Source organism: Streptomyces filamentosus, assembly GCF_014654895.1.
Lineage (GTDB): Bacteria > Actinomycetota > Actinomycetes > Streptomycetales > Streptomycetaceae > Streptomyces > Streptomyces filamentosus.
The window spans coordinates 523,546-544,483 of record NZ_BNBE01000003.1 but is presented as its reverse complement, the minus strand read 5'-3'; the positions used below and the strand labels follow the sequence as shown (position 1 = coordinate 544,483).

17 protein-coding genes are annotated in these 20,938 nt (G+C 72.4%); 4 read left to right on the top strand and 13 right to left on the bottom strand.

The genetic code is table 11. From position 1 onward, the window contains the following. Positions 1-11: 11 nt before the first annotated feature. Genes tal through pgl form a run of 4 tightly spaced genes read left to right on the top strand, consistent with a single transcriptional unit; the run spans position 12 to position 4,502 of the window. Positions 12-1,130 (top strand): transaldolase, encoded by a 1,119-nt coding sequence (gene tal / locus IE326_RS29865; protein WP_190043815.1) that lies wholly within the window; start codon positions 12-14, stop codon positions 1,128-1,130. A 5-nt stretch (positions 1,131-1,135) separates the two neighbouring features. After that, positions 1,136-2,668, top strand: a complete 1,533-nt coding sequence (gene zwf / locus IE326_RS29860) for a glucose-6-phosphate dehydrogenase (protein ID WP_150227612.1) — start codon at positions 1,136-1,138, stop codon at positions 2,666-2,668. Next, the gene (gene opcA, locus IE326_RS29855; RefSeq protein ID WP_190043814.1) at positions 2,665-3,744 is read left to right on the top strand and encodes a glucose-6-phosphate dehydrogenase assembly protein OpcA; all 1,080 of its coding nucleotides are present in this window, start codon (positions 2,665-2,667) and stop codon (positions 3,742-3,744) included. The genes zwf and opcA overlap by 4 nt, the downstream gene beginning before the upstream one ends. Beyond that, complete coding sequence (pgl, locus tag IE326_RS29850; protein ID WP_190043813.1) at positions 3,741-4,502, top strand: 6-phosphogluconolactonase; 762 nt, start codon at positions 3,741-3,743, stop codon at positions 4,500-4,502. The genes opcA and pgl overlap by 4 nt, the downstream gene beginning before the upstream one ends. Positions 4,503-4,527: 25 nt before the next feature. Here pgl and IE326_RS29845 read toward each other — a convergent pair whose 3' ends face one another. The 13 genes from IE326_RS29845 to uvrC form a co-directional block, all read right to left on the bottom strand. Next, the gene (locus tag IE326_RS29845; protein WP_190043812.1) at positions 4,528-6,063 is read right to left on the bottom strand and encodes a PH domain-containing protein; all 1,536 of its coding nucleotides are present in this window, start codon (positions 6,061-6,063) and stop codon (positions 4,528-4,530) included. Next, complete coding sequence (locus tag IE326_RS29840) at positions 6,060-6,560, bottom strand: PH domain-containing protein (RefSeq protein WP_150227616.1); 501 nt, start codon at positions 6,558-6,560, stop codon at positions 6,060-6,062. Before IE326_RS29840 ends, IE326_RS29845 begins: the two co-directional genes overlap by 4 nt. A gap of 3 nt (positions 6,561-6,563) precedes the next feature. Next, positions 6,564-8,228, bottom strand: a complete 1,665-nt coding sequence (pgi, locus tag IE326_RS29835; protein ID WP_373310307.1) for a glucose-6-phosphate isomerase — start codon at positions 8,226-8,228, stop codon at positions 6,564-6,566. Between the two features lie 154 nt (positions 8,229-8,382). Next, positions 8,383-8,718, bottom strand: a complete 336-nt coding sequence (locus tag IE326_RS29830) for an RNA polymerase-binding protein RbpA (RefSeq protein WP_003957010.1) — start codon at positions 8,716-8,718, stop codon at positions 8,383-8,385. Between the two features lie 77 nt (positions 8,719-8,795). Continuing rightward, a complete protein-coding gene (gene secG / locus IE326_RS29825) occupies positions 8,796-9,026 on the bottom strand; it encodes a preprotein translocase subunit SecG (RefSeq protein WP_030205174.1) in 231 nt (76 codons plus the stop codon). Positions 9,027-9,131: 105 nt separating this feature from the next. Next, positions 9,132-9,887 carry a triose-phosphate isomerase gene (gene tpiA, locus IE326_RS29820; protein WP_190044249.1) on the bottom strand — a complete coding sequence of 252 codons (756 nt, stop codon included), beginning with the start codon at positions 9,885-9,887 and terminating at the stop codon, positions 9,132-9,134. Positions 9,888-9,922: 35 nt separating this feature from the next. Next, entirely contained in the window at positions 9,923-11,134 is a 1,212-nt protein-coding gene (locus IE326_RS29815) for a phosphoglycerate kinase (RefSeq protein ID WP_150227618.1), read from the bottom strand. Between the two features lie 118 nt (positions 11,135-11,252). Further along, complete coding sequence (gap, locus tag IE326_RS29810) at positions 11,253-12,260, bottom strand: type I glyceraldehyde-3-phosphate dehydrogenase (RefSeq protein ID WP_150227619.1); 1,008 nt, start codon at positions 12,258-12,260, stop codon at positions 11,253-11,255. Between the two features lie 234 nt (positions 12,261-12,494). Then, entirely contained in the window at positions 12,495-15,449 is a 2,955-nt protein-coding gene (locus IE326_RS29805) for a M14 family metallopeptidase (RefSeq protein ID WP_190043811.1), read from the bottom strand. 397 nt (positions 15,450-15,846) lie between these two features. Next, positions 15,847-16,836 carry a DNA-binding protein WhiA gene (gene whiA, locus IE326_RS29800; protein ID WP_030746080.1) on the bottom strand — a complete coding sequence of 330 codons (990 nt, stop codon included), beginning with the start codon at positions 16,834-16,836 and terminating at the stop codon, positions 15,847-15,849. After that, positions 16,827-17,867 carry a gluconeogenesis factor YvcK family protein gene (locus tag IE326_RS29795; protein WP_150227621.1) on the bottom strand — a complete coding sequence of 347 codons (1,041 nt, stop codon included), beginning with the start codon at positions 17,865-17,867 and terminating at the stop codon, positions 16,827-16,829. Before IE326_RS29795 ends, whiA begins: the two co-directional genes overlap by 10 nt. Further along, positions 17,864-18,907: an RNase adapter RapZ gene (rapZ, locus tag IE326_RS29790; RefSeq protein ID WP_373310306.1), complete on the bottom strand. Its 1,044-nt coding sequence runs from the start codon at positions 18,905-18,907 to the stop codon at positions 17,864-17,866. Before rapZ ends, IE326_RS29795 begins: the two co-directional genes overlap by 4 nt. A 4-nt stretch (positions 18,908-18,911) precedes the next feature. Next, a complete protein-coding gene (gene uvrC / locus IE326_RS29785) occupies positions 18,912-20,894 on the bottom strand; it encodes an excinuclease ABC subunit UvrC (protein WP_190043810.1) in 1,983 nt (660 codons plus the stop codon). Between the last annotated feature and the right edge of the window lie 44 nt (positions 20,895-20,938).

The window sequence follows — 20,938 nt, the reverse complement described above, 5'->3', positions numbered from 1 at the left end:
ATGCAACTCTCATGACAGACGCTCTCAAGCGCCTCTCCGACGAAGGCGTCGCGATCTGGCTGGACGACCTGTCGCGCAAGCGGATCACGTCCGGCAACCTGGCCGAGCTCATCGACCAGTCCCACGTGGTGGGCGTGACCACCAACCCGTCGATCTTCCAGAAGGCGATCTCCTCGGGCGACGGTTACGAGCAGCAGCTCGCCGACCTGGCCGCCCGCAAGGTGACCGTCGACGAGGCCATCCGCATGATCACGACGGCGGACGTCCGCGACGCCGCCGACATCCTGCGCCCGGTCTTCGACTCGACCGACGGCCAGGACGGCCGGGTCTCGATCGAGGTCGACCCGCGGCTCGCCCACGACACGGTCGCCACGATCGCCGAGGCCAAGCAGCTGGCGTGGCTGGTGGACCGGCCCAACACCCTCATCAAGATCCCCGCGACGAAGGCCGGCCTGCCGGCGATCACCGAGGTCATCGGCCTCGGCATCAGCGTCAACGTGACGCTGATCTTCTCGCTGGAGCGCTACCGCGCGGTCATGGACGCCTACCTGGCGGGCCTGGAGAAGGCCCGCGAGCGCGGCCTCGACCTGTCGAAGATCCACTCGGTGGCGTCCTTCTTCGTGTCCCGCGTGGACACCGAGATCGACAAGCGCCTGGACGGCATCGGCACGGACGAGGCCAAGGCCCTCAAGGGCAAGGCCGCGCTCGCCAACGCGCGCCTGGCCTACGAGGCGTACGAGGAGGTCTTCTCCTCGGAGCGCTGGGCCGCCCTGGACAAGGCGCAGGCCAACAAGCAGCGTCCGCTGTGGGCCTCGACCGGCGTCAAGGACCCGGCGTACAAGGACACGCTGTACGTCGTGGACCTGGTCGCCCCCGGCACGGTGAACACCATGCCGGAGGCCACCCTGGAGGCCACCGCCGACCACGGCGAGGTCGCCGGTGACACCGTCCGCGGCACGTACGAGCAGTCCCGCGCCGAGCTGGCCGCCGTCGAGGACCTGGGCATCGCCTACGACGACGTCGTGCAGCTCCTGGAGGACGAGGGCGTCGAGAAGTTCGAGGCGTCCTGGAACGACCTGCTCGGCTCGACCGAGGCGGAGCTCAAGCGCCTCGCCCCTTCGGAGGGCTGACCACAGTGAGCACCGTCGACGGAGCAAATCCGCTCCGTGACGCCGCGGACCGACGGCTCCCGCGCATCGCGGGGCCGTCGGGCCTGGTCATCTTCGGCGTCACGGGCGACCTGTCCCGCAAGAAGCTGATGCCCGCCGTCTACGACCTGGCCAACCGCGGTCTGCTGCCGCCGGGCTTCTCGCTCGTCGGCTTCGCCCGCCGCGAGTGGCAGGACGAGGACTTCGCGCAGGAGGTCCACGACGCGGTCAAGCAGCACGCCCGGACCCCCTTCCGCGAGGAGGTCTGGCAGCAGCTGATCCAGGGCATGCGGTTCGTCCAGGGCGACTTCGACAGCGACGAGGCATTCGAGCAGCTCAAGGACACGATCCAGGAGCTGGACAAGGCGCAGGGCACGGGGGGCAACTTCGCCTTCTACCTGTCCGTGCCGCCGAAGTTCTTCCCGCTCGTGGTCCAGCAGCTGAAGAAGCACGGCCTCGCCGACCAGAAGAACGGCTCGTGGCGGCGCGCCGTCATCGAGAAGCCGTTCGGTCACGACCTGGCCTCCGCCAAGGAGCTCAACGAGGTCGTCCACGAGGTCTTCCCGCCCGAGGCGGTCTTCCGGATCGACCACTACCTCGGCAAGGAGACCGTCCAGAACATCCTGGCGCTCCGCTTCGCCAACACCCTCTTCGAGCCGATCTGGAACCGGTCGTACGTCGACCACGTGCAGATCACCATGGCCGAGGACATCGGCATCGGCGGCCGCGCCGGCTACTACGACGGCATCGGCGCCGCCCGTGACGTCATCCAGAACCACCTGCTCCAGCTGCTCGCGCTGACCGCGATGGAGGAGCCCGCCTCCTTCGACGCCGACGCGCTCGCCGCGGAGAAGACGAAGGTGCTGGGCGCCGTCCGGCTGCCGAAGGACCTGGCGAAGTCCACCGTCCGCGGGCAGTACGCGGCCGGCTGGCAGGGCGGCGCGAAGGCCGTCGGCTACCTCCAGGAAGAGGGCATCGACCCCCAGTCGAAGACCGACACCTACGCGGCGGTCAAGCTGGAGATCGACAACCGCCGCTGGGCGGGCGTCCCCTTCTACCTGCGCACCGGCAAGCGGCTCGGCCGCCGGGTGACCGAGATCGCGGTGGTCTTCCAGCGCGCCCCGCACTCCCCCTTCGACCACACGTCGACGGAGGAGCTGGGCCGCAACGCCATCGTCATCCGGGTCCAGCCGGACGAGGGCGTCACCGTCCGCTTCGGCTCCAAGGTGCCCGGCACCCAGATGGAGATCCGGGACGTGTCGATGGACTTCGCCTACGGCGAGTCCTTCACCGAGTCCAGCCCGGAGGCGTACGAGCGGCTCATCCTCGACGTCCTGCTCGGCGACTCGAACCTCTTCCCGCGCGTGGAGGAGGTCGAGCTGTCCTGGAAGATCCTCGACCCGATCGAGCGGTACTGGGACGAGCACGGCAAGCCCGCCCAGTACGAGTCCGGGACCTGGGGTCCGGTCGAGGCGGACGAGATGCTCGCACGAGACGGCAGGAGCTGGCGCCGGCCATGAAGACCGACCTGACGGACACCACGTCCTCCAAGATCAACAAGGCGCTGGTGCTCGGGCGGCGGGCGATCGGCACCCCGGCCGTCGGCATGGTGCTCACCCTCGTCATCGTCACCGACGAGGAGAACGCCTACGACGCGCTGAAGGCGGCCAACGAGGCGTCCCGCGAGCACCCCTCGCGGACCCTCGTGGTGATCAAGCGGGTCTCGCGCTCGCCGCGGGACCGGGCCAACACCCGGCTCGACGCCGAGGTCCGCCTCGGCGCCGACGCCGGTTCCGGGGAGACGGTCGTCCTCCGGCTGTACGGCGAGGTCGTCGACCAGGCCCAGTCGGTGGTGCTGCCGCTGCTCCTCCCGGACGCCCCCGTCGTCGTCTGGTGGCCGGTGAACGCGCCGACCGACCCGGCGAACGACCCGCTGGGCGCCCTGGCCCAGCGCCGGGTGACCGACACGTACGCCGCCGAGCAGCCCATCGAGGAGCTGACCGCGCGCGCGGACACCTACACCCCGGGCGACACGGACCTGTCGTGGACCCGGATCACGCCGTGGCGCTCGATGCTGGCCGCCGCGCTCGACCAGGTCCACTGCACGGTGACCTCGGCCGACGTGGAGGGCGAGGAGTTCAACCCGAGCGTGGAGCTGCTCGCGATGTGGCTGGCCGAGCGGCTGAAGGTGCCGGTGCGCCGGTCCCGCTCGGCGGGCCCCGGCCTGACCTCCGTGCGCCTGGAGACCAGCGCCGGGCCGATCGTGCTCGACCGGCCGGACGGCTCGCTCGCGACCCTCTCCATAGAGGGCCAGCCGCACCGCGCGGTGGCGCTCAAGCGGCGCGAGACCTCCGAGCTGATCGCGGAGGAGCTGCGCCGGCTCGACCCGGACGACACCTACGCGGCGGCGCTGCGGTTCGGTCTGGAGCGGCTCGACGAGGAGGCGGCCACGGTCGCCCCCGCGCCGGTCGACCCCGCCCCGGACGTCACGGCCGCGGACGCCGCCCCGGCGGAGTCCCCCGAGGAGCCCTCGGCGGAGCCCGGGAAGAAGGCTCCGGCCAAGAAGGCCCCGGCGAAGAAGGCGGCGGCCAAGTGAAGACTCCGCAGCTGGTGGTCCACCGGTCCAAGGAGCTGATGGCCGAGGCCGCCGCGGCCCGGCTGATCACCGCCGTGGTGGACGCGCAGGCCGCCCGGGGCACCGCCTCGGTCGTGCTGACCGGCGGCCGCAACGGCAACGGCCTGCTGGCCGCGCTCGCCGCCGCTCCCGCCCGGGACGCGATCGACTGGTCGCGGCTCGACCTGTGGTGGGGCGACGAGCGCTTCCTGCCCGGGGGCGACCCCGAGCGGAACGTCACCCAGGCCCGCGAGGCACTGCTCGACCGGGTCCCGCTGGACCCGGCCCGGGTGCACGCCGTGCCGGCCTCGGACGGCCCGCACGGGGACGACGCCGACGCCGCCGCGGCGGCCTACGCGGCCGAGCTGGCCGCGGCGGCCGGCCCCGGCGCCGAGGTGCCGGCCTTCGACGTGCTGATGCTGGGCGTCGGCCCGGACACCCACGTGGCCTCGCTCTTCCCGGAGCTCCCGGCGGTCCGGGAGACCGCGCGGACGGTGGTCGGGGTGCACGGCGCGCCCAAGCCTCCGCCGACCCGGATCTCCCTGACCCTCCCGGCGATCCGGGCGGCCCGGGAGGTCTGGCTGCTGGCGGCCGGCGAGGACAAGGCGAAGGCCGCGGCCCTCGCGCTCTCCGGCGAAGCGGACGAGGCGCGGGTGCCCGCGTCCGGCGCCCGCGGCCGCGAGCGCACGCTGTGGCTGATGGACGAGGCGGCGGCCTCGGAGCTGGCGCGGCAGCGCTAGCGCGGAGCCCGTACGGAGGCCCGGTTCACCGTGAGGTGGGCCGGGCCTCCGGCGTTTCCGCCGGTACGAGGAAGGGCGCGAGCAGCCCCGGTACGGCCCGGTCGGCGAGGCCGAGGCCCTGGGCCTCCCCCGCGTCCAGGACGTCGTAGGCACCCTCTCCGGCGGCCGTGGTGGCGGTCAGGGTGAGGAGTCCGGCGCGCCGCTGGAAGTACGACTGCTTGACCGTCCAGCCGATGATGCCGGTCCGCCGGAGGGCGACCGTGGAGCGCCGGACGGTGCCCGAGCGGGTCACCAGGTGGCCACCGCTGAGGGCGTGCCCGAGGGAGCGGTACGCGTCGAGGGCGAGGGCCACCGCGAGCGGGACGAGGACCGCGGTCCAGCCGGCCGCCACGTACAGCAGCACCGGGGTGAGGAGCGCCCCGAGGGCGGCGAGGACGGCGGCGGGGAGCAGCACGGCGGCGAGGGCCCGCCGGAGCCTGCGGCCGCGGGCGGCGCGCGGGTGGGCGGCGAGCGGGGCGGAGGTGGGCGACGCGGTCTCGCCCAGCACCTCGGCGGCGACCCGGTCGGCGACGGCCCGGGGCGCGGCCGGCAGGAGCGCCTTGAGGTCGGTGTGCTTCTCGTCGTCGTCCTCGGTGAGGCCGGTGGCGACGGCGTCGAGGCGGGCGGCGCCGAAGAGCCGGACGCCGAGGGGCTCGACCCGCTCGACGCCGCGCAGCCGGCGCTCCTCCAGGGTGACGGAGCGGCTGGTGAGGAGACCGCGGCGGACCCGCAGGGTGCCGCCGGGTTCGCGTTCCAGCCGGAAGTTCCACCACATCTCGACCCAGAGGCCGAGGGCGCCGACGGCGCCGGCGAGGGTGGCGAGGAGGACCAGGTCGGCGATCATCCAGGGCAGCGAGACCGTCTCGAAGCGGTCCCCTATCCAGTCGATGACCTCGGCCTGGGCGCCGAACCACTCGCTGACCTGCATGACGGCCCCGGCCGCCGCGCCGCCGAGGGCGGGGGCGACGAAGGAGACGGGGGCGTAGCGGATCCAGCGGGGGTCGAGGACGGCGAGGGTGCCGTCGTGGGCGGGGTCGGTGCCGGACGCGGCGGGGCGGGCGAGGAGTTCGCGGCGGAGCCGTTCGCCCTCGGCACGGGTGACGAGTTCGAGTTCGAGGGTGGACTCGCCGCCGCCGGTGGACTCTCCGGTGCCGATGCGGACCTTGGTGAGGCCGAGGAGCCGCTGGAGCGGGTTGGCGGTGAGGTCGACGCTGCGGATCCGGTCGCGGGCCAGGGAGCGGTGCTTGAGGAGCAGCAGGCCGGTGTGGAGGTCGATCCGCTCGGGGCCGATCAGATAGCGGGTGCGGCGGCAGCGGATCCAGTCGGCGGCCGTGCCGCAGGCGACGAGGAGGGCGGCGCCGGCGAGGACCCAGCCGACGGCCTGCCACAGCGGCCGGCCGCCGGAGAGTCCGGCGGCGACGGGCACGCCGGCGCCCGCGGCGACGCCGCAGAGGACGGCGGCGGTGACGAGCAGGGTGCGCGGGTCGAGCCGCCGCCACTCCCCCTCGGGCCCGCCGGTCACGTGGCGTCCCCGGGGGTGGCCCGGGTGAGCGCGGTGAGCCGTTCGGCGAGGTCCGCGGCGAGTTCGTGGTCGAGGCCCTCGACCCGGAGCGCGCCCTTGGAGGAGGCGGTGGTCACGGTGACGGTGGCCAGCCGGAAGAGCTGCTCCAGCGGGCCGCGTACGGTGTCCACGGTCTGGATCCGGGACATGGGGGCGATCCGCGACTCCTGCCACAGGGCGCCCGTGCGGACGTACACGGCCTCGTCGGTGACCTCCCAGCGGTGCACCCGGTACCACCAGGCGGGGAAGAACGCGGTGCAGGCCAGTCCGGCCGCGGCCAGCACGGCGGCCGGCAGCAGCAGCCAGAACCGGGCCGGTGCGATCAGGGCGCCGAGGACGCCGAGGACCGTCACCGGGACGGCGGTGGCCAGGAGGCACTGGGTGCGCCACCAGCCGACCGCCCGGCGGTCCACGGCGTTCTCCGGCGGCCGCAGCCGCACCGCGTTCTCCCCCGCCATCGGTCAGCTCCGGCCGCGCAGGGCGCGGTAGGCGGTGACGAGGGCGGCGGTGGAGCTGTCGAGGCCGTCGGTGTCGCCGTCGCCGGTCAGGACGGGCTCGATCCGCTTGGCGAGGACCTTGCCGAGCTCGACGCCCCACTGGTCGAAGGAGTCGATGTTCCAGACGGCGCCCTGGACGAAGACCTTGTGCTCGTAGAGCGCCACCAGCTGGCCGAGCACCGAGGGGGTGAGGGCGTCGGCGAGGAGGGTGGTGGTGGGGTGGTTGCCCCGGAAGGTCTTGTGCGGGACGAGCTCCTCCGGCACGCCCTCGGCCCGTACCTCCTCGGGTGTCTTGCCGAAGGCGAGGGCCTGGGTCTGGGCGAAGAAGTTGGCCATCAGCAGGTCGTGCTGGGCGACCAGGCCGGGCGTCAGGTCGGCGACCGGGCGGGCGAAGCCGATGAAGTCGGCGGGGATGACCTTGGTGCCCTGGTGGATCAACTGGTAGTAGGCGTGCTGCCCGTTGGTGCCGGGGGTGCCCCAGACGACCGGGCCGGTCTGCCAGTCGACCGGCTCGCCCTGGCGGTCCACGGACTTGCCGTTGGACTCCATGTCGAGCTGCTGGAGGTAGGCGGTGAACTTGGACAGGTAGTGGGAGTACGGCAGGACGGCGTGCGACTGGGCGTCGAAGAAGGCGCCGTACCAGACGCCGAGGAGGCCGAGGAGCAGCGGGGCGTTCTCCTCCGGCGGGGCGGTGCGGAAGTGCTCGTCGACGAGGTGGAAGCCGTCGAGCATCTCGCGGAAGTGGTCCGGGCCGATGGCGATCATCAGCGAGAGGCCGATGGCGGAGTCGTAGGAGTAGCGGCCGCCGACCCAGTCCCAGAACTCGAACATGTTGTCGGTGTCGATGCCGAACTCCGCGACCTTCTCGGCGTTGGTCGACAGGGCGACGAAGTGCTTGGCCACGGCCTCCTGGCCGGCGCCGAGGCCGGCGAGGAGCCAGTCGCGGGCGGAGGTGGCGTTGGTGACCGTCTCGATGGTGGTGAAGGTCTTCGAGGCGACGACGAAGAGGGTCTCGGCGGGGTCGAGGTCGCGGACGGCCTCGTGGAGGTCGGCGCCGTCGACGTTGGAGACGAAACGGAACGTCAGGTCGCGCCGGGTGAAGGAGCGCAGGACCTCGTAGGCCATGGCGGGGCCGAGGTCGGAGCCGCCGATGCCGATGTTGACGACGTTCTTGATGGCCTTGCCGGTGTGGCCGGTCCACTCGCCGGCGCGGACCCGGTCGGCGAAGGCGGCCATCTTGTCGAGGACGGCGTGGACCTTGGGGACGACGTTCTCGCCGTCGACCTCGATCACGGCGTCCCGGGGGGCGCGCAGCGCGATGTGGAGGACGGCCCGGTCCTCGGTGGTGTTGATCTTCTCGCCGCGGAACATGGCGTCGCGCAGTCCGGCGACGTCGGTGGCGGCGGCCAGCTCGCGCAGGAGCGCCAGGGTCTCGTCGGTGACGAGGTGCTTGGAGTGGTCCAGGTGGAGGTCGCCGACCCGCAGGGTGTAGCGGGTGCCCCGCTCGGGGTCGGCCGCGAACAGCTCGCGCAGGTGGGTGTCGCCCAGCTGCTCCCGGTGCTTGCCGAGGGCCGCCCACTCGGGCAGCCGGTTGAGCCTGATGCGTCCTTCAGTGGTCATTTCGGACATCGCCCACTTCTTCTCGTACGTTTCTGCCCCGCTGCTCCTCAAACCTAATTGATCGGGCGGGTTGTTCCGCGCCACCGGAGCCGGACACGACGAAGGGCCCCGTCCGCGAACCTGGTTCGCGGGCAAGGCCCTTGGTGGGTCGTTCAGCGGCTGTTCAGATCTCGCCCCGCAGCTTGGCGAGCGCCTCGGCGAGGATCGCCTCGCCGTCCGCGTCGCTGCGGCGCTCGCGCACGTACGCGAGGTGGGTCTTGTACGGCTCGGTGCGGGGCGGGTCCGGCGGGTTGTCCCGGTCCTGGCCGGCCGGGAATCCGCAGCGGGGGCAGTCCCAGGTGTCCGGGACCTGCGCGTCGCTCGCGAAACTCGGCTGGGTCTCGTGCCCGTTCGAGCACCAGAAGGAGATGCGGAGGCGCGGCGCCGACTCGCCCCGCTCGGCCTCCCCCATCGGCCCCGCTCCGACCCGGCTTCCCCGGATCGCGTTGCCACTTGCCACGGTCGTAACTCCCTGCGTGATGGTGCTCGAAGATGCCCCAGTCTACGGAAGGCCCAACGCGCGTCCAGTGTGCGGAGTTACCCGTCCAGCTTCATGAGCAGACCAAGTACCACAATGCAGGCGAACCAGAGCAGCCCGACCACGACGGTGATCCGGTCGAGGTTGCGCTCGGCGACCGAGGAGCCGCCGACGGAGGACTGCATGCCGCCACCGAACATGTCGGAGAGACCGCCTCCCTTGCCCTTGTGCATCAGCACCAGCAGCATCAGCAGCGCGCTGAAGACGATCAGGGCGATCGAGAACCCCATAACCACGGCTGGACCAACTTCCTCGGAGCTTGATAAGGGACGGGGGCCGGGCGCCGGCCCGACCCCCGCAAGGGTACGACGGATCACCTCCGCCGCTCTACATCATCACTGGTCGCGGAACCGGACGATCTTGACGAACTCGTCGGCGTCCAGCGAGGCACCGCCCACCAGGGCGCCGTCGATGTCGGGCTGCGCCATGATCTCGGCGACGTTGCCGCTCTTGACGGAGCCGCCGTACTGGATGCGGATCTTGTCGGCGACGTCCTGGGTGTACAGCTCGGCGAGCTTGCCGCGGATCGCCCCGCAGACCTCCTGGGCGTCGGCGGCGCCGCAGACCTTGCCGGTGCCGATGGCCCAGACCGGCTCGTACGCGACCACGACCGTCTCGGCCTGCTCGGCCGGGACGTCCTTGAGGCCGCCCTCGACCTGGGCGAGGGTGTGCGCGACGGCGTTGCCGGCCTCGCGCACGTCGAGCTCCTCGCCGACGCAGAGGATCGGCGTGATGCCGTGGGCGAAGGCGGCCTTCACCTTGGCGTTGCACAGCTCGTCGGTCTCGGCGTGGTACTGGCGGCGCTCGGAGTGGCCGACGGCGACGAAGCCGGTGTTCAGCTTGGCGAGCATGGCGCCGGAGATCTCGCCGGTGTACGCGCCGGACTCGTGGGCCGACAGGTCCTGGGCACCGTACTTGATCTTGAGCTTGTCGCCCTCGATCAGGGTCTGCACCGAGCGCAGGTCGGTGAAGGGGACGAGGACGGCGACCTCACAGGCGTCGTAGTCCTTGTCGGTGAGCGAGAAGGCGAGCTTCTGGACGTGGGCGATGGCCTCCAGGTGGTTGAGGTTCATCTTCCAGTTGCCCGCCATCAGCGGGGTGCGGGTGGTCTCACTCATGGTGGTGTTCACTTCTCCAGTGCGACGAGGCCGGGGAGCTGCTTGCCCTCGAGGTATTCGAGGGAGGCGCCGCCACCGGTCGAGATGTGTCCGAACGCCTTCTCGTCGAAGCCCAGGATGCGGACCGCGGCGGCGGAGTCGCCGCCGCCGACGACGGTGAAGGCGGGGGAGTCGACGAGGGCCTGGGCGACGGCCCGGGTGCCCTCGGCGTAGTCGGGGTGCTCGAAGACGCCCATCGGGCCGTTCCAGAAGACGGTGGCCGCGTCGGCGAGCTTCGAGGCGTAGAGCTTGCGGGTCTCCGGACCGATGTCCAGGCCCTCCTGGTCGGCCGGGATGGCGTCCGCGGCGACGGTGGCGGGGTTCGCCGGGGCCTTCGTCTTGAGGTCCGGGAACTCGGTGGAGACCAGGACGTCGACGGGGAGGACGAACTCCACGCCCTTCTCCTCGGCCCGCTTCAGGTACCCCTGGACGGCCGGGATCTGGTCCTCCTGGAGGAGGGAGATGCCGACCTCGTGGCCCTGGGCCTTGAGGAAGGTGTAGGCCATGCCGCCGCCGACGAGGATGCGGTCGGCCTTCTCCAGGAGGTGGTCGATCACGCCGAGCTTGTCGGAGACCTTGGCGCCGCCGAGGACGACCGCGTACGGCCGCCGGACGTCCTCCGTGAGCTTCTTGAGGACGCCGACCTCGGTGGCGATGAGGTAGCCGGCGGCGTGCGGCAGCTTGCCCGGGAGGTCGTACACCGAGGCGTGCTTGCGGTGGACGGCGCCGAAGCCGTCGCCGACGTAGAGGTCGGCGAGGGCGGCCAGCTGGTCCGCGAAGGCGTCGCGCTCGGCGTCGTCCTTCGAGGTCTCGCCGGCGTTGAAGCGCAGGTTCTCGATGACGGCGACCCCGCCGTCGGCCAGGCCCGCGACGGTGGCCCGCGCGGACTCGCCGACGGTGTCGGTGGCGAAGGCCACCTCGGCGCCGAGCAGTTCGCCGAGGCGCGCGGCGGCCGGGGCGAGGGAGAACGCCGGGTCCGGGGCGCCCTTGGGGCGGCCCAGGTGGGAGGCGACCACGACGCGGGCACCGGCGTCGGCGAGCGCCTTCACGGTGGGGACGACGGCGCGGATGCGGCCGTCGTCGGTGATGGTGGTGCCGTCGAGCGGCACGTTGAGATCGGCGCGGACGAACACCCGCTTGCCCTCGACGCCCTCGCCGAGAAGCTCGTCGATCGTCTTCATCTGTTCACTGACTCCTTGGTACGCGGTGGAGCACACGAGACAGGGCCCGCGCAGCGCTTCGTCGCGCTGCCCGAGCCCTGCTCACATCGAAAGCCCTGCCCTGGGGAACCCTAGTACGTCAGAGCTGGTCGCCGACGAAGGTGGTCAGGTCGACGAGACGGTTGGAGTAGCCCCACTCGTTGTCGTACCAGCCGAGGACCTTGACCGAGTTGCCGTCCTGGACCATCGTCAGCGACGAGTCGAAGGTGCAGGAGGCCGGGTCGCTCACGATGTCGGAGGAGACGATCGGGTCCTCGGTGTAGTAGAGGATGCCCTTCAGCTCGCCGTCGGCGGCCTTCTTGAAGACCGCGTTGACCTCGTCCTTGGTGACCTCGCGGGAGAGCTCCACGACCAGGTCGGTGACCGAGCCGGTCGGGACCGGGACGCGGATGGCCATGCCGTCCAGCTTGCCCTTGAGCTGCGGGAGGACCAGGGCGGTGGCCTTGGCGGCACCGGTCGTGGTCGGGATGATGTTCTCCGCGGCGGCGCGGGCGCGGCGCAGGTCCTTGTGCGGGAAGTCCAGGATGCGCTGGTCGTTGGTGTAGGCGTGGACCGTGGTCATGAGACCGCGGACGATGCCGAAGTTCTCGTCGAGGACCTTGGCCATCGGGGCGACGCAGTTGGTGGTGCAGGACGCGTTCGAGATGACGTCGTGGTTCGCCGGGTCGTACTCGTTCTGGTTGACGCCCATCACGATGGTGATGTCCTCGTCCTTGGCCGGAGCCGAGATGAGGACCTTCTTGGCGCCGCCGGCGAGGTGCTTGGCGGCGTCCTCGCGCTTGGTGAAGATGCCGGTCGACTCGATGACGATGTCGACGCCCAGGTCGCCCCACGGGATGTCGGCCGGGTCGCGCTCGGACAGGACCTTGATGGTGTGCCCGTCGACGGTGATGGTGTCGGCGGTGTGGGAGACCTCGGCCTTGAGGCGGCCCAGGATGGTGTCGTACTTCAGCAGGTGGGCCGTGGTCGCGGTGTCGCCCAGGTCGTTGACGGCCACGACCTCGATGTCGGCACCCTGCTCAAGGAGCGCGCGGAAGTAGTTGCGACCGATACGGCCAAAGCCGTTGATGCCTACGCGGATCGTCACGAACCGATCTCCTCGTTAGGAATGCCGGGTGATATGTCACACCGGCTAGATCTTGATTTTTTTTGGGATGTCCCCGACCGCTTACGACCCTACCTCTCCCGGGCCGCCGGAGTGACATCGAGCGGAGCCGTTCGAGCCCGGAAAGTGACGGCGGAAAGGGCCCGGAACGGCCGACGGCCCGTACCCGCCAACGGGTACGGGCCGCCTCGGGACCTTCGGCCCCACTACGCTCCGTCAGCGGCGGAGTGCGGTGAGGGCCCGGTCGAGGAGCCGCTGCCGCTCCGCCGCGGATCCGACGTGCTCCAGTCCGAAGCCGAGGAGGACCGTGTCACGGGTGGTGACGGCGGCGACGGAGTGGAAGAGGGCCGGCGAGCGGACCCAGTCGACGGTGTTGCCGGGGCTGCCGGCCGGGGCGCCGGGCACCGTCCAGGCGCCCAGCGAGCTCTCGAAGCCCTCGCGCTCGGTGCCGGCCGCGGTGACGAGCCGGACGTCGTCGACGAAGACGCCGGTCTCGCCGCTCCCGGGGTCGGAGACGTACGAGACGGAGAGCTCGACCTGCCTGCCCGCCCAGGCGGCGAGGTCCACGGACGCCTGCCGCCAGCCGTTGGAGGGGCCGGTGAAGGCGTTCCAGGAGCCGGTGGTGCCGGTGGGCGCGCAGCCGTCCCCGCCGAGGGTGAGGTAGCGGGCGAGGGCCGGGTGGGAGGCGAGGTAGTAGCCCTCGCCGCAGTCGGCGGGCGGTTCCTGGGTGGTCCCGCCGTTGCGGTCCGGCAGGGTGGTCCAGTCGTCCTGGCCCGCGGTGCGGGCCTCGATCACGACGTTGTCGTAGCCGGGCTCGGTGTCGTGGCTGATCTGGAGGTCGAGCCGGGGCGCGTCGGCGGCGGTGGTGCCGGTGAGGTCGACGGTCCTGGTGAGCCGCGCCCAGGTGTCGTCGGCGTGCCGGACGGCGGCGAAGGAGGTGCCCTCCGCCGGTTCGAAGGGGGTGCGCAGGCCCGGGTAGTCGCCGGCCGGGGCGCTGGAGGCGAACTGCGGGAAGCGCTCCGGGTCGAGGGTGTCGGAGGTGACGGTGTAGGCCCCGGCGTTGTCGAGCGGGTTGCCCTCGGCGGCGCCGAGGGCGGTGCCCGCGCCGGCGAGACGGCCCGCTCCTGCGAAGGAGGGCGGGGCGTCCAGGCCGGCCCGGTGGTAGGCGCCGAGCCAGTACTGGGCGAAGTCGTTGGTCTCGGCCCGGCCGATCCGGGTGAGCCCGCCGGTCTTCTCGCCGGCGTTGAGGAGCTTGCCGCCCTCGTTGAGGTAGGAGCGGACGGCGAGCTGGACGGCTCCGGAGGGGCGTTCGGCGCCGGTGTGCCAGACGACGGTGCGGAAGTGGGAGAGGACGCCGAGGGCGTGCGGGACTCCCTGGGTCGCGACGTCCCAGACCGCGGCCCGGCGACCGGTGGCGTCGAGCGCCGTCACGTAGGTGCCGGCGTTGCGGGAGGCGGTCGTCCCGCCCTCCTCGGCGAGGACGAGGACGTCGCCGCGGGCGCGGTCCGCGACCCGGTACGTGAAGGGGGTGGTGGCGGTGGTCCTGCCGTCGCGGCCGCGGCCGGTGAACCAGACCTCGACGGAGTCTCCGGGGCGGGCGCCGCGCACCTCGCCGCGGTACTGGTCGTAGTACAGGTTGTCCTCGCCGCCGTAGGTCTCGCCGCCCTCCCACGCCTCGACGCCGGCGCGCTGGGTGCGGCCGCCGTTGACGCGGTACTGGAGGGTCTTGGCGCGCAGCGACCTGCGGGCGGTGACCGCGACCTCCTGCGCCTCGCCGGCGGTGGCGTAGGAGGTGGTGAAGGCGTCGGGGACGAGCGCCGGGGCCGGGGCGCCGACCGGGGAGACCGGGTCGTCGGGGCGCAGGGCGGACTCGGCGACGGCGAGCGCGAAGGGGACGTTCTTGGCGAACTCGGCCTGGATCAGCTTCTCGTCGTCGGGGAAGGTGAAGACGGAGGCGCAGTCGGCGGGCTCCCAGGCGTCGTTCGGGTCGACGCGGGAGGCGGTGGCGCAGGTGGACATCTCCGGGGTGAACATCTGCGTGCCGTTGACGTTGGCGGCGTGTCCGTCGGCCTCGCCGTTGGTGATGTACAGCTCGGAGGAGACCTGCGGCCGGTAGCCGGGGACCGCGGACTTCTCGGGGGTGCCGGCGAGCGCCCTGAGGGCGATGTCATCGGGGGTGCCGGTGGCGACCTGCCAGCCGACGCCGTACAGCAGCAGCTGGGCGGCGGAGTGGTAGTTGACGCCGTACCGGAAGCCGATGCGCTTCTGGAAGGCGTCCAGGGCGCGGGTCTCCGGCTCGGACATGGGGGCCTTGCCGCGGAAGGTCTCGTCGGCGGGGTCGGGGGACGAACCCTCGTCGTCGTAGCCCCACTTGTGGGCGAAGTTCCGGTTGAGGTCGACGCCGTCGCCGGCGGTGATCCGGCCGTCGCCGTCGTTGTCGCGGAGGTTCTTGCGCCACTGGCGGTTGTCCGGGTCGGCGTGGGTGAAGTCGTAGCCGTCGGGGTTGGCGGAGAGCACGAACCACAGCTCGGTGGAGTCGACGATCCGGGTGATCCGCTCGTCGGTGCCGTAGTTGTCGAGGTAGTGGTGGAGCAGCCGCCGCGTCATCTCCGGGGTGATCCACTCGCGGGCGTGCTGGTTGGAGACGTACAGCGTGGCCGGCCTGCTGCCGTCCTTCGCCTTCCGGGCGCCCTTGCTGACCTTGACCGCGAGGATGTCCTGGCCCTTGAGGGTCTTGCCGAGGGAGACGACCTTGGTGAGGGCGGGGTGCTCGGCGGCGGTGCGGAAGATCTCCTCCTTGAGGCCGCCGGGGCCGCTGTAGGGGCGGAAGACGCCGTCTCCCGCGGCGGCCGCGCGGCGGGCGGCGGCCGGGCCGGGGTCGTGCTCGGCGAGGGCGACGCCTTGGGCGCGCAGCGTGCCGGCCTGCCCCTCGGTGAGGTACAGCTCGACGGTGGCGGTGCCCCGGGCGGGCACCTGCTCGGTGAGTTCGGTGCCGTCGGCCCCGGCGTCGAGGAGGAGCGGCACCTGCTCCTCGGTGACCGTGGCCCGCCATACGGAGAGGCCGTCGCCGCCCTCCGGGTCCGCCGGCCGGGCCCCGGCGGCGGGTGCCGCCGCGAGTCCGGCGATCAGCAGTGAAGCGGCGGCGAGGATGGCGCGCGCCCTTCGTCTCATGAAGTCCCCCTTGGTGTGATCCGTCACGGAGGTGAACGGAGGCCAGGCTCTTGGGCGCCCATGGCCCTGTCAAGGGCGCCTCGCGCGGCGGGAGTCCGGGATCACGAAACCTGTCCGACCATCAGAAAGTGTGCGTGCGGCCGGAGTTCATGGTTCCTCCCGGCGGATTCCGGGATTCCCTCCGGCCGGGGGCCCTGGGCTTCCCCGTACGGAGCCCGGGGTTCCCTCCGTACGGCGCCCGGGCTTCCCCTCCGTACGGAGCCAGGGGTGCATTTCGTGCGGAGTCCGGGGTGCCCGCCGTGGTACGGCGTCCGGGGGCCGGGATCGCTCCGTACGGGAACGGCCCCCGTCCCTGGTGGGGCGGGGGCCGTGCGCGCGGGCGGACGGGAGCGGCGGGTCAGCCGACCAGGCTCTCGTCCAGCTCCTCCGTCAGGTTCGACTCGGTGCCGGGGATGCCCAGGTCCTGCGCCCTCTTGTCGGCCATGGCGAGCAGCCGGCGGATCCGGCCGGCCACCGCGTCCTTGGTGAGCGGCGGGTCGGCGAGGGCGCCCAGCTCCTCCAGGGACGCCTGCTTGTGCTCCATGCGCAGCCGGCCGGCCGCGGCGAGGTGCTCGGGCACCTCCTCGCCCAGGATCTCCAGGGCGCGCTGCACCCGGGCCCCGGCGGCGACGGCGGCGCGGGCCGAGCGGCGCAGGTTGGCGTCGTCGAAGTTGGCCAGCCGGTTGGCGGTGGCGCGGACCTCGCGGCGCATCCGCCGCTCCTCCCAGGCCAGCACCGACTCGTGGGCGCCGAGCCGGGTCAGCAGGGCGCCGATCGCGTCGCCGTCGCGGACCACGACCCGGTCCACGCCGCGGACCTCGCGGGCCTTGGCCGCGATGGAGAGCCGGCGGGCGGCGCCGACGAGGGCGAGCGCGGCCTCCGGCCCGGGGCAGGTGACCTCCAGGGAGGAGGAGCGGCCGGGCTCGGTCAGCGAGCCGTGGGCGAGGAAGGCACCCCGCCAGGCCGCCTCGGCGTCACAGGTGGCCCCGGACACGACCTGCGGCGGGAGGCCCCGGATGGGGCGGCCCCGGCCGTCGACCAGGCCCGTCTGCCGGGCCAGCTGGTCGCCGCCGGCCACCACCCGCACCACGAAGCGGGAGCCCCGGCGCAGCCCGCCGGGGGCCATCACGATCAGTTCCGAGCTGTGCCCGAAGATCTCCAGGATGTCCCGCTTGAGCCGCCGGGCCGCCATCGCCGTGTCGAGCTCCGCCTCGATCACGATCCGGCCGCTCACCAGGTGCAGACCGCCCGCGAACCGCAGGATCGACGAGACCTCCGACTTCCTGCAGCAGGTCCGGGTGACGGGGAGCCGGGAGATCTCGTCCTTCACCGCTGCCGTCATCGCCATGGGCCGATCCTTCCATGCATCCGAAAAATACGGTCGTACGCGGCGGCCAGGCGCTCCGGGTCGTGCTTCGGAGAGCCGTCGGCGCGGGCCACCGGCGCCAGCTCGAGCGCGGCGCCGAGCCGCTTGGCGGCGTCGACGAGGGGCTCCCTGGCTGACACGTCGGGCACGGCGGCCTCGTCGGCCAGCACCACGTCCAGGGCGAGTTTAGGGGCGTGTCGTCCCAAAACCTCCAAATGACGCTGCGGGGAGAAGCCCTCTGTTTCTCCCGGCTGGGGCGCGAGGTTCAGCGAGAGCACCTTGCGGGCCTTGGTCTCGACCAGCGCGTCGAGGAGTTCGGGCACGAGGAGGTGCGGGATCACCGAGGAGAACCAGGAGCCGGGGCCGAGGACCACCCAGTCCGCGTCGAGGACCGCCTCGACGGCCTCCGGCACGGCCGGCGGGTCGTGCGGCACCAGGTGGACGGACTGCACCTCGCCCGGGGTGAGCGCCACGGTGGCCTGGCCGCGCACGGTGTCCACGTCGTCCGGGCGCTCCGGGTCGTGCCCCCGGACCAGGGCCTGGAGCTCCAGCGGCACGGCGGACATGGGCAGCACCCGGCCCTGGGCGCCGAGGAGCCGGCCGACCAGGTCGAGGGCCTGCACGGGGTCGCCGCCGAGCTGCTCCCAGAGGGCGACGATCAGCAGGTTGCCGACGGCGTGGCCGCCCATCTCGCCCTTCGACCGGAACCGGTGCTGGATGACCCGGGCCCAGGTCTGGCCCCAGTCGTCGTCGCCGCAGAGCGCGGCGAGCGCCTTGCGGAGGTCGCCGGGGGGCAGCACGCCGAGCTCCTCGCGGAGCCGGCCGCTGGAGCCCCCGTCGTCGGCGACGGTGACGACGGCGGTGAGGTCGCCGGTGATCCGCCGCAGGGCGGCGAGGGAGGCGGAGAGGCCCATGCCGCCGCCGAGGGCGACGACCTTCGGCTGGGCGCCGCGTCTGCGGAGCGTCCGCCGCACCGAGAGGGTGGAGGAGGAGCGCCGGCGGTACGGCTTCACTCGCGCCCCATGTCGCGGTGGACGACCACCGTCTCCACGCCCTCGGCGGCGATGCGGGCGGCGAGCTTCTCGGCGGTGGCCACGGAGCGGTGCTTGCCTCCGGTGCAGCCGACGGCGATGGTCACGTACCGCTTGCCCTCGCGGCGGTAGCCGGCGGCGATCAGCTGGAGCAGCTCGGTGTAGCGGTCCAGGAACTCCTTGGCGCCGGGCTGGTTGTAGACGTAGTTGGCGACCTCCTCGTTGAGGCCGGTGTACGGGCGCAGCTCGGGGACCCAGTGCGGGTTGGGCAGGAAGCGCATGTCGACGACGAGGTCGGCGTCGACCGGCAGGCCGTACTTGAAGCCGAAGGACATGACGGTGGCCCGCAGCTCGGGCTCCTCCTCGCCGGCGAACTGGGCGTCCATCTTGGCGCGCAGTTCGTGCACGTTGAGGCTGGAGGTGTCGATGACCAGGTCGGCGTCGCCGCGCAGCTCGCGCAGCAGGTCGCGCTCGGCGGCGATGCCGTCGACGATGCGGCCGTCGCCCTGGAGGGGGTGGGGGCGGCGGACCGACTCGAAGCGGCGGACCAGGGCCTCGTCGGAGGACTCAAGGAAGACGATCCGGCGGGTGACCTGCTTGGCGTCGAGGTCGGCGAGGGACTCCCGCAGGGCGTCGAAGAACTGGCGGCCGCGGACGTCGACGACGACCGCGATCCGGGCGACGTTGCCCTGGGAGCGGGCGCCGAGCTCCACCATGGTGGGGATCAGCGCGGGCGGCAGGTTGTCCACGACGAACCAGCCGAGGTCCTCCAGACACTTCGCCGCGGTGGACCGGCCGGCCCCGGACATGCCGGAGATGATCACCAGCTCGGGGATGGCCGCCTCGGCGCCGTTGTCGCCCGCGGTCTCCTTCGTGCCCGTACTCACGTGTCCTGCTCCGTCTTCTCGGTGGTGCCCGCCGTGCTCGTGGTGCCCGTCGTGCGTGTGGCCGTGTCCTGCGTGGGGTGCGCGCCGCGCGTGGGGCGCGCGGCGTGCCGTCGGTGTGCTCCGCCGGGGCGGCACCCGGTCATGCGGTGCCGTCCCCGTCGTCCTCCATGATCTCTCCTGTGGCCGTGTTCACGGCGGGTGCGGCGGGAGTCGCCCGCGCCAGGGCCACGGCGACCGCCTCCGCGGTCTTCCGGCCGAAGCCGGGGACCTCACAGATCTGCTCGATTGTCGCCTGTCTGAGCCGCTTCACCGAGCCGAAGTGCTTGATCAGGGCCTGCTTGCGCGTGTCGCCGAGGCCGGGGACGTCGTCGAGGGGGCTGCTCCGGAGCCGCTTGGTGCGCTTGGACCGCTGGTAGCGGATGGCGAAGTCGTGAGCCGTGTCACGCACCCGCTGGAGGAGGTAGAGGCCCTCGCTGGAGCGGGGCAGCACCACCGGGTCGTCCTCGCCGGGCAGCCACACCTCCTCCAGGCGCTTGGCGAGCCCGCAGACGGCGATGTCGTCGATGCCCAGCTCGTCCAGGGCACGGCGGGCGGCGGCGACCTGCGGCTGTCCGCCGTCGACGACGACGAGCTGCGGCGGGTAGGCGAAGCGCTTGGGGCGGCCCTCGTCGCCCGCCTCGTCGACGGCGACCTCGCCGTCCTCGCCCCACTCCCCCGTCCGCTCCTTCTCGGCGAGGTAGCGCCGGAAGCGGCGGCCGATCACCTCGTGCATGGAGCGGACGTCGTCCTGGCCCTCGAAGGACTTGATCTGGAAGCGGCGGTACTCGCTCTTGCGGGGCAGCCCGTCCTCGAAGACGACCATGGAGGCGACGACGTCCTCGCCCTGGAGGTGGGAGACGTCGAAGCACTCGATGCGCAGCGGCGCCGAGTCGAGGTCCAGGGCCTCGGCGATCTCCTCCAGGGCCCGGGAGCGGGTGGTGAGGTCGCCGGCCCGCTTGGTCTTGTGCAGGACGAGCGCCTGCTGGGCGTTGCGGGCGACGGTCGCCATGAGGTCCTTCTTGTCGCCGCGCTGCGGGATCCGCAGGGAGACCTGGGACCCGCGGCGGCCGGACAGCCACTGGGCGACGGCCTCGGCGTCCTCGGGGAGGGCCGGGACCAGGACCTCCTTGGGCACGGCGTCGCCGCTCTCCTCGCCGTACAGCTGCTGGAGGGCGTGCTCGACGAGTCCGGCGGTGTCGACGGCCTCGACCTTGTCGGTGACCCAGCCGCGCTGGCCGCGGACGCGCCCGCCGCGGACGTGGAAGATCTGGACGGCGGCCTCCAGCTCGTCCTCCGCGAGGGCGACGAGGTCGGCGTCGGTGGCGTCGGCGAGGACGACCGCGCTCTTCTCCATGGCGCGGCGCAGGGCCTCGATGTCGTCGCGGAGCCGGGCGGCCTTCTCGTACTCCATCTCCTCGGCGGCCTCCGCCATCCCCTTCTCCAGGCGGCGGATGTACGTGCCGGTGCGGCCGGCCATGAAGTCGCAGAAGTCCTCGGCCAGTTCCCGGTGCTCCTCGGGGGTGACCCGGCCGACGCAGGGCGCCGAGCACTTGCCGATGTAGCCGAGGAGGCAGGGGCGGCCGGCGGCGGCCGCGTTCCGGAAGACGCCGGCCGAGCAGGTCCGCACGGGGAAGACCCGCAGCATCAGGTCGACGGTCTCGCGGATCGCCCACGCGTGCGCGTACGGCCCGAAGTACCGCACGCCCTTCTTCTTGTGGCCGCGCAGGACCTGGACGCGGGGGAACTCCTCGTTCAGCGTCACCGCGAGGTAGGGGTAGCTCTTGTCGTCCCGGTACTTCACGTTGAACCGGGGGTCGTACTCCTTGATCCAGGAGTACTCCAGCTGGAGCGCCTCGACCTCGGTCGAGACGACGGTCCACTCCACGGAGGCGGCCGTGGTCACCATGGTGGCGGTCCGCGGGTGCAGGTTCACGAGCGGCTGGAAGTAGTTCGCCAGCCGCTGCCGGAGGGACTTCGCCTTCCCGACGTAGATCACCCGCCGGTGCTCGTCCCGGAACTTGTAGACGCCCGGCGAATCGGGGATCTGCCCCGGTGCGGGGCGGTAGCTGGAGGGGTCGGCCATGGTCCCCACCCTACTGGCGCGCACCGACACGGAGGGTGCGCGCC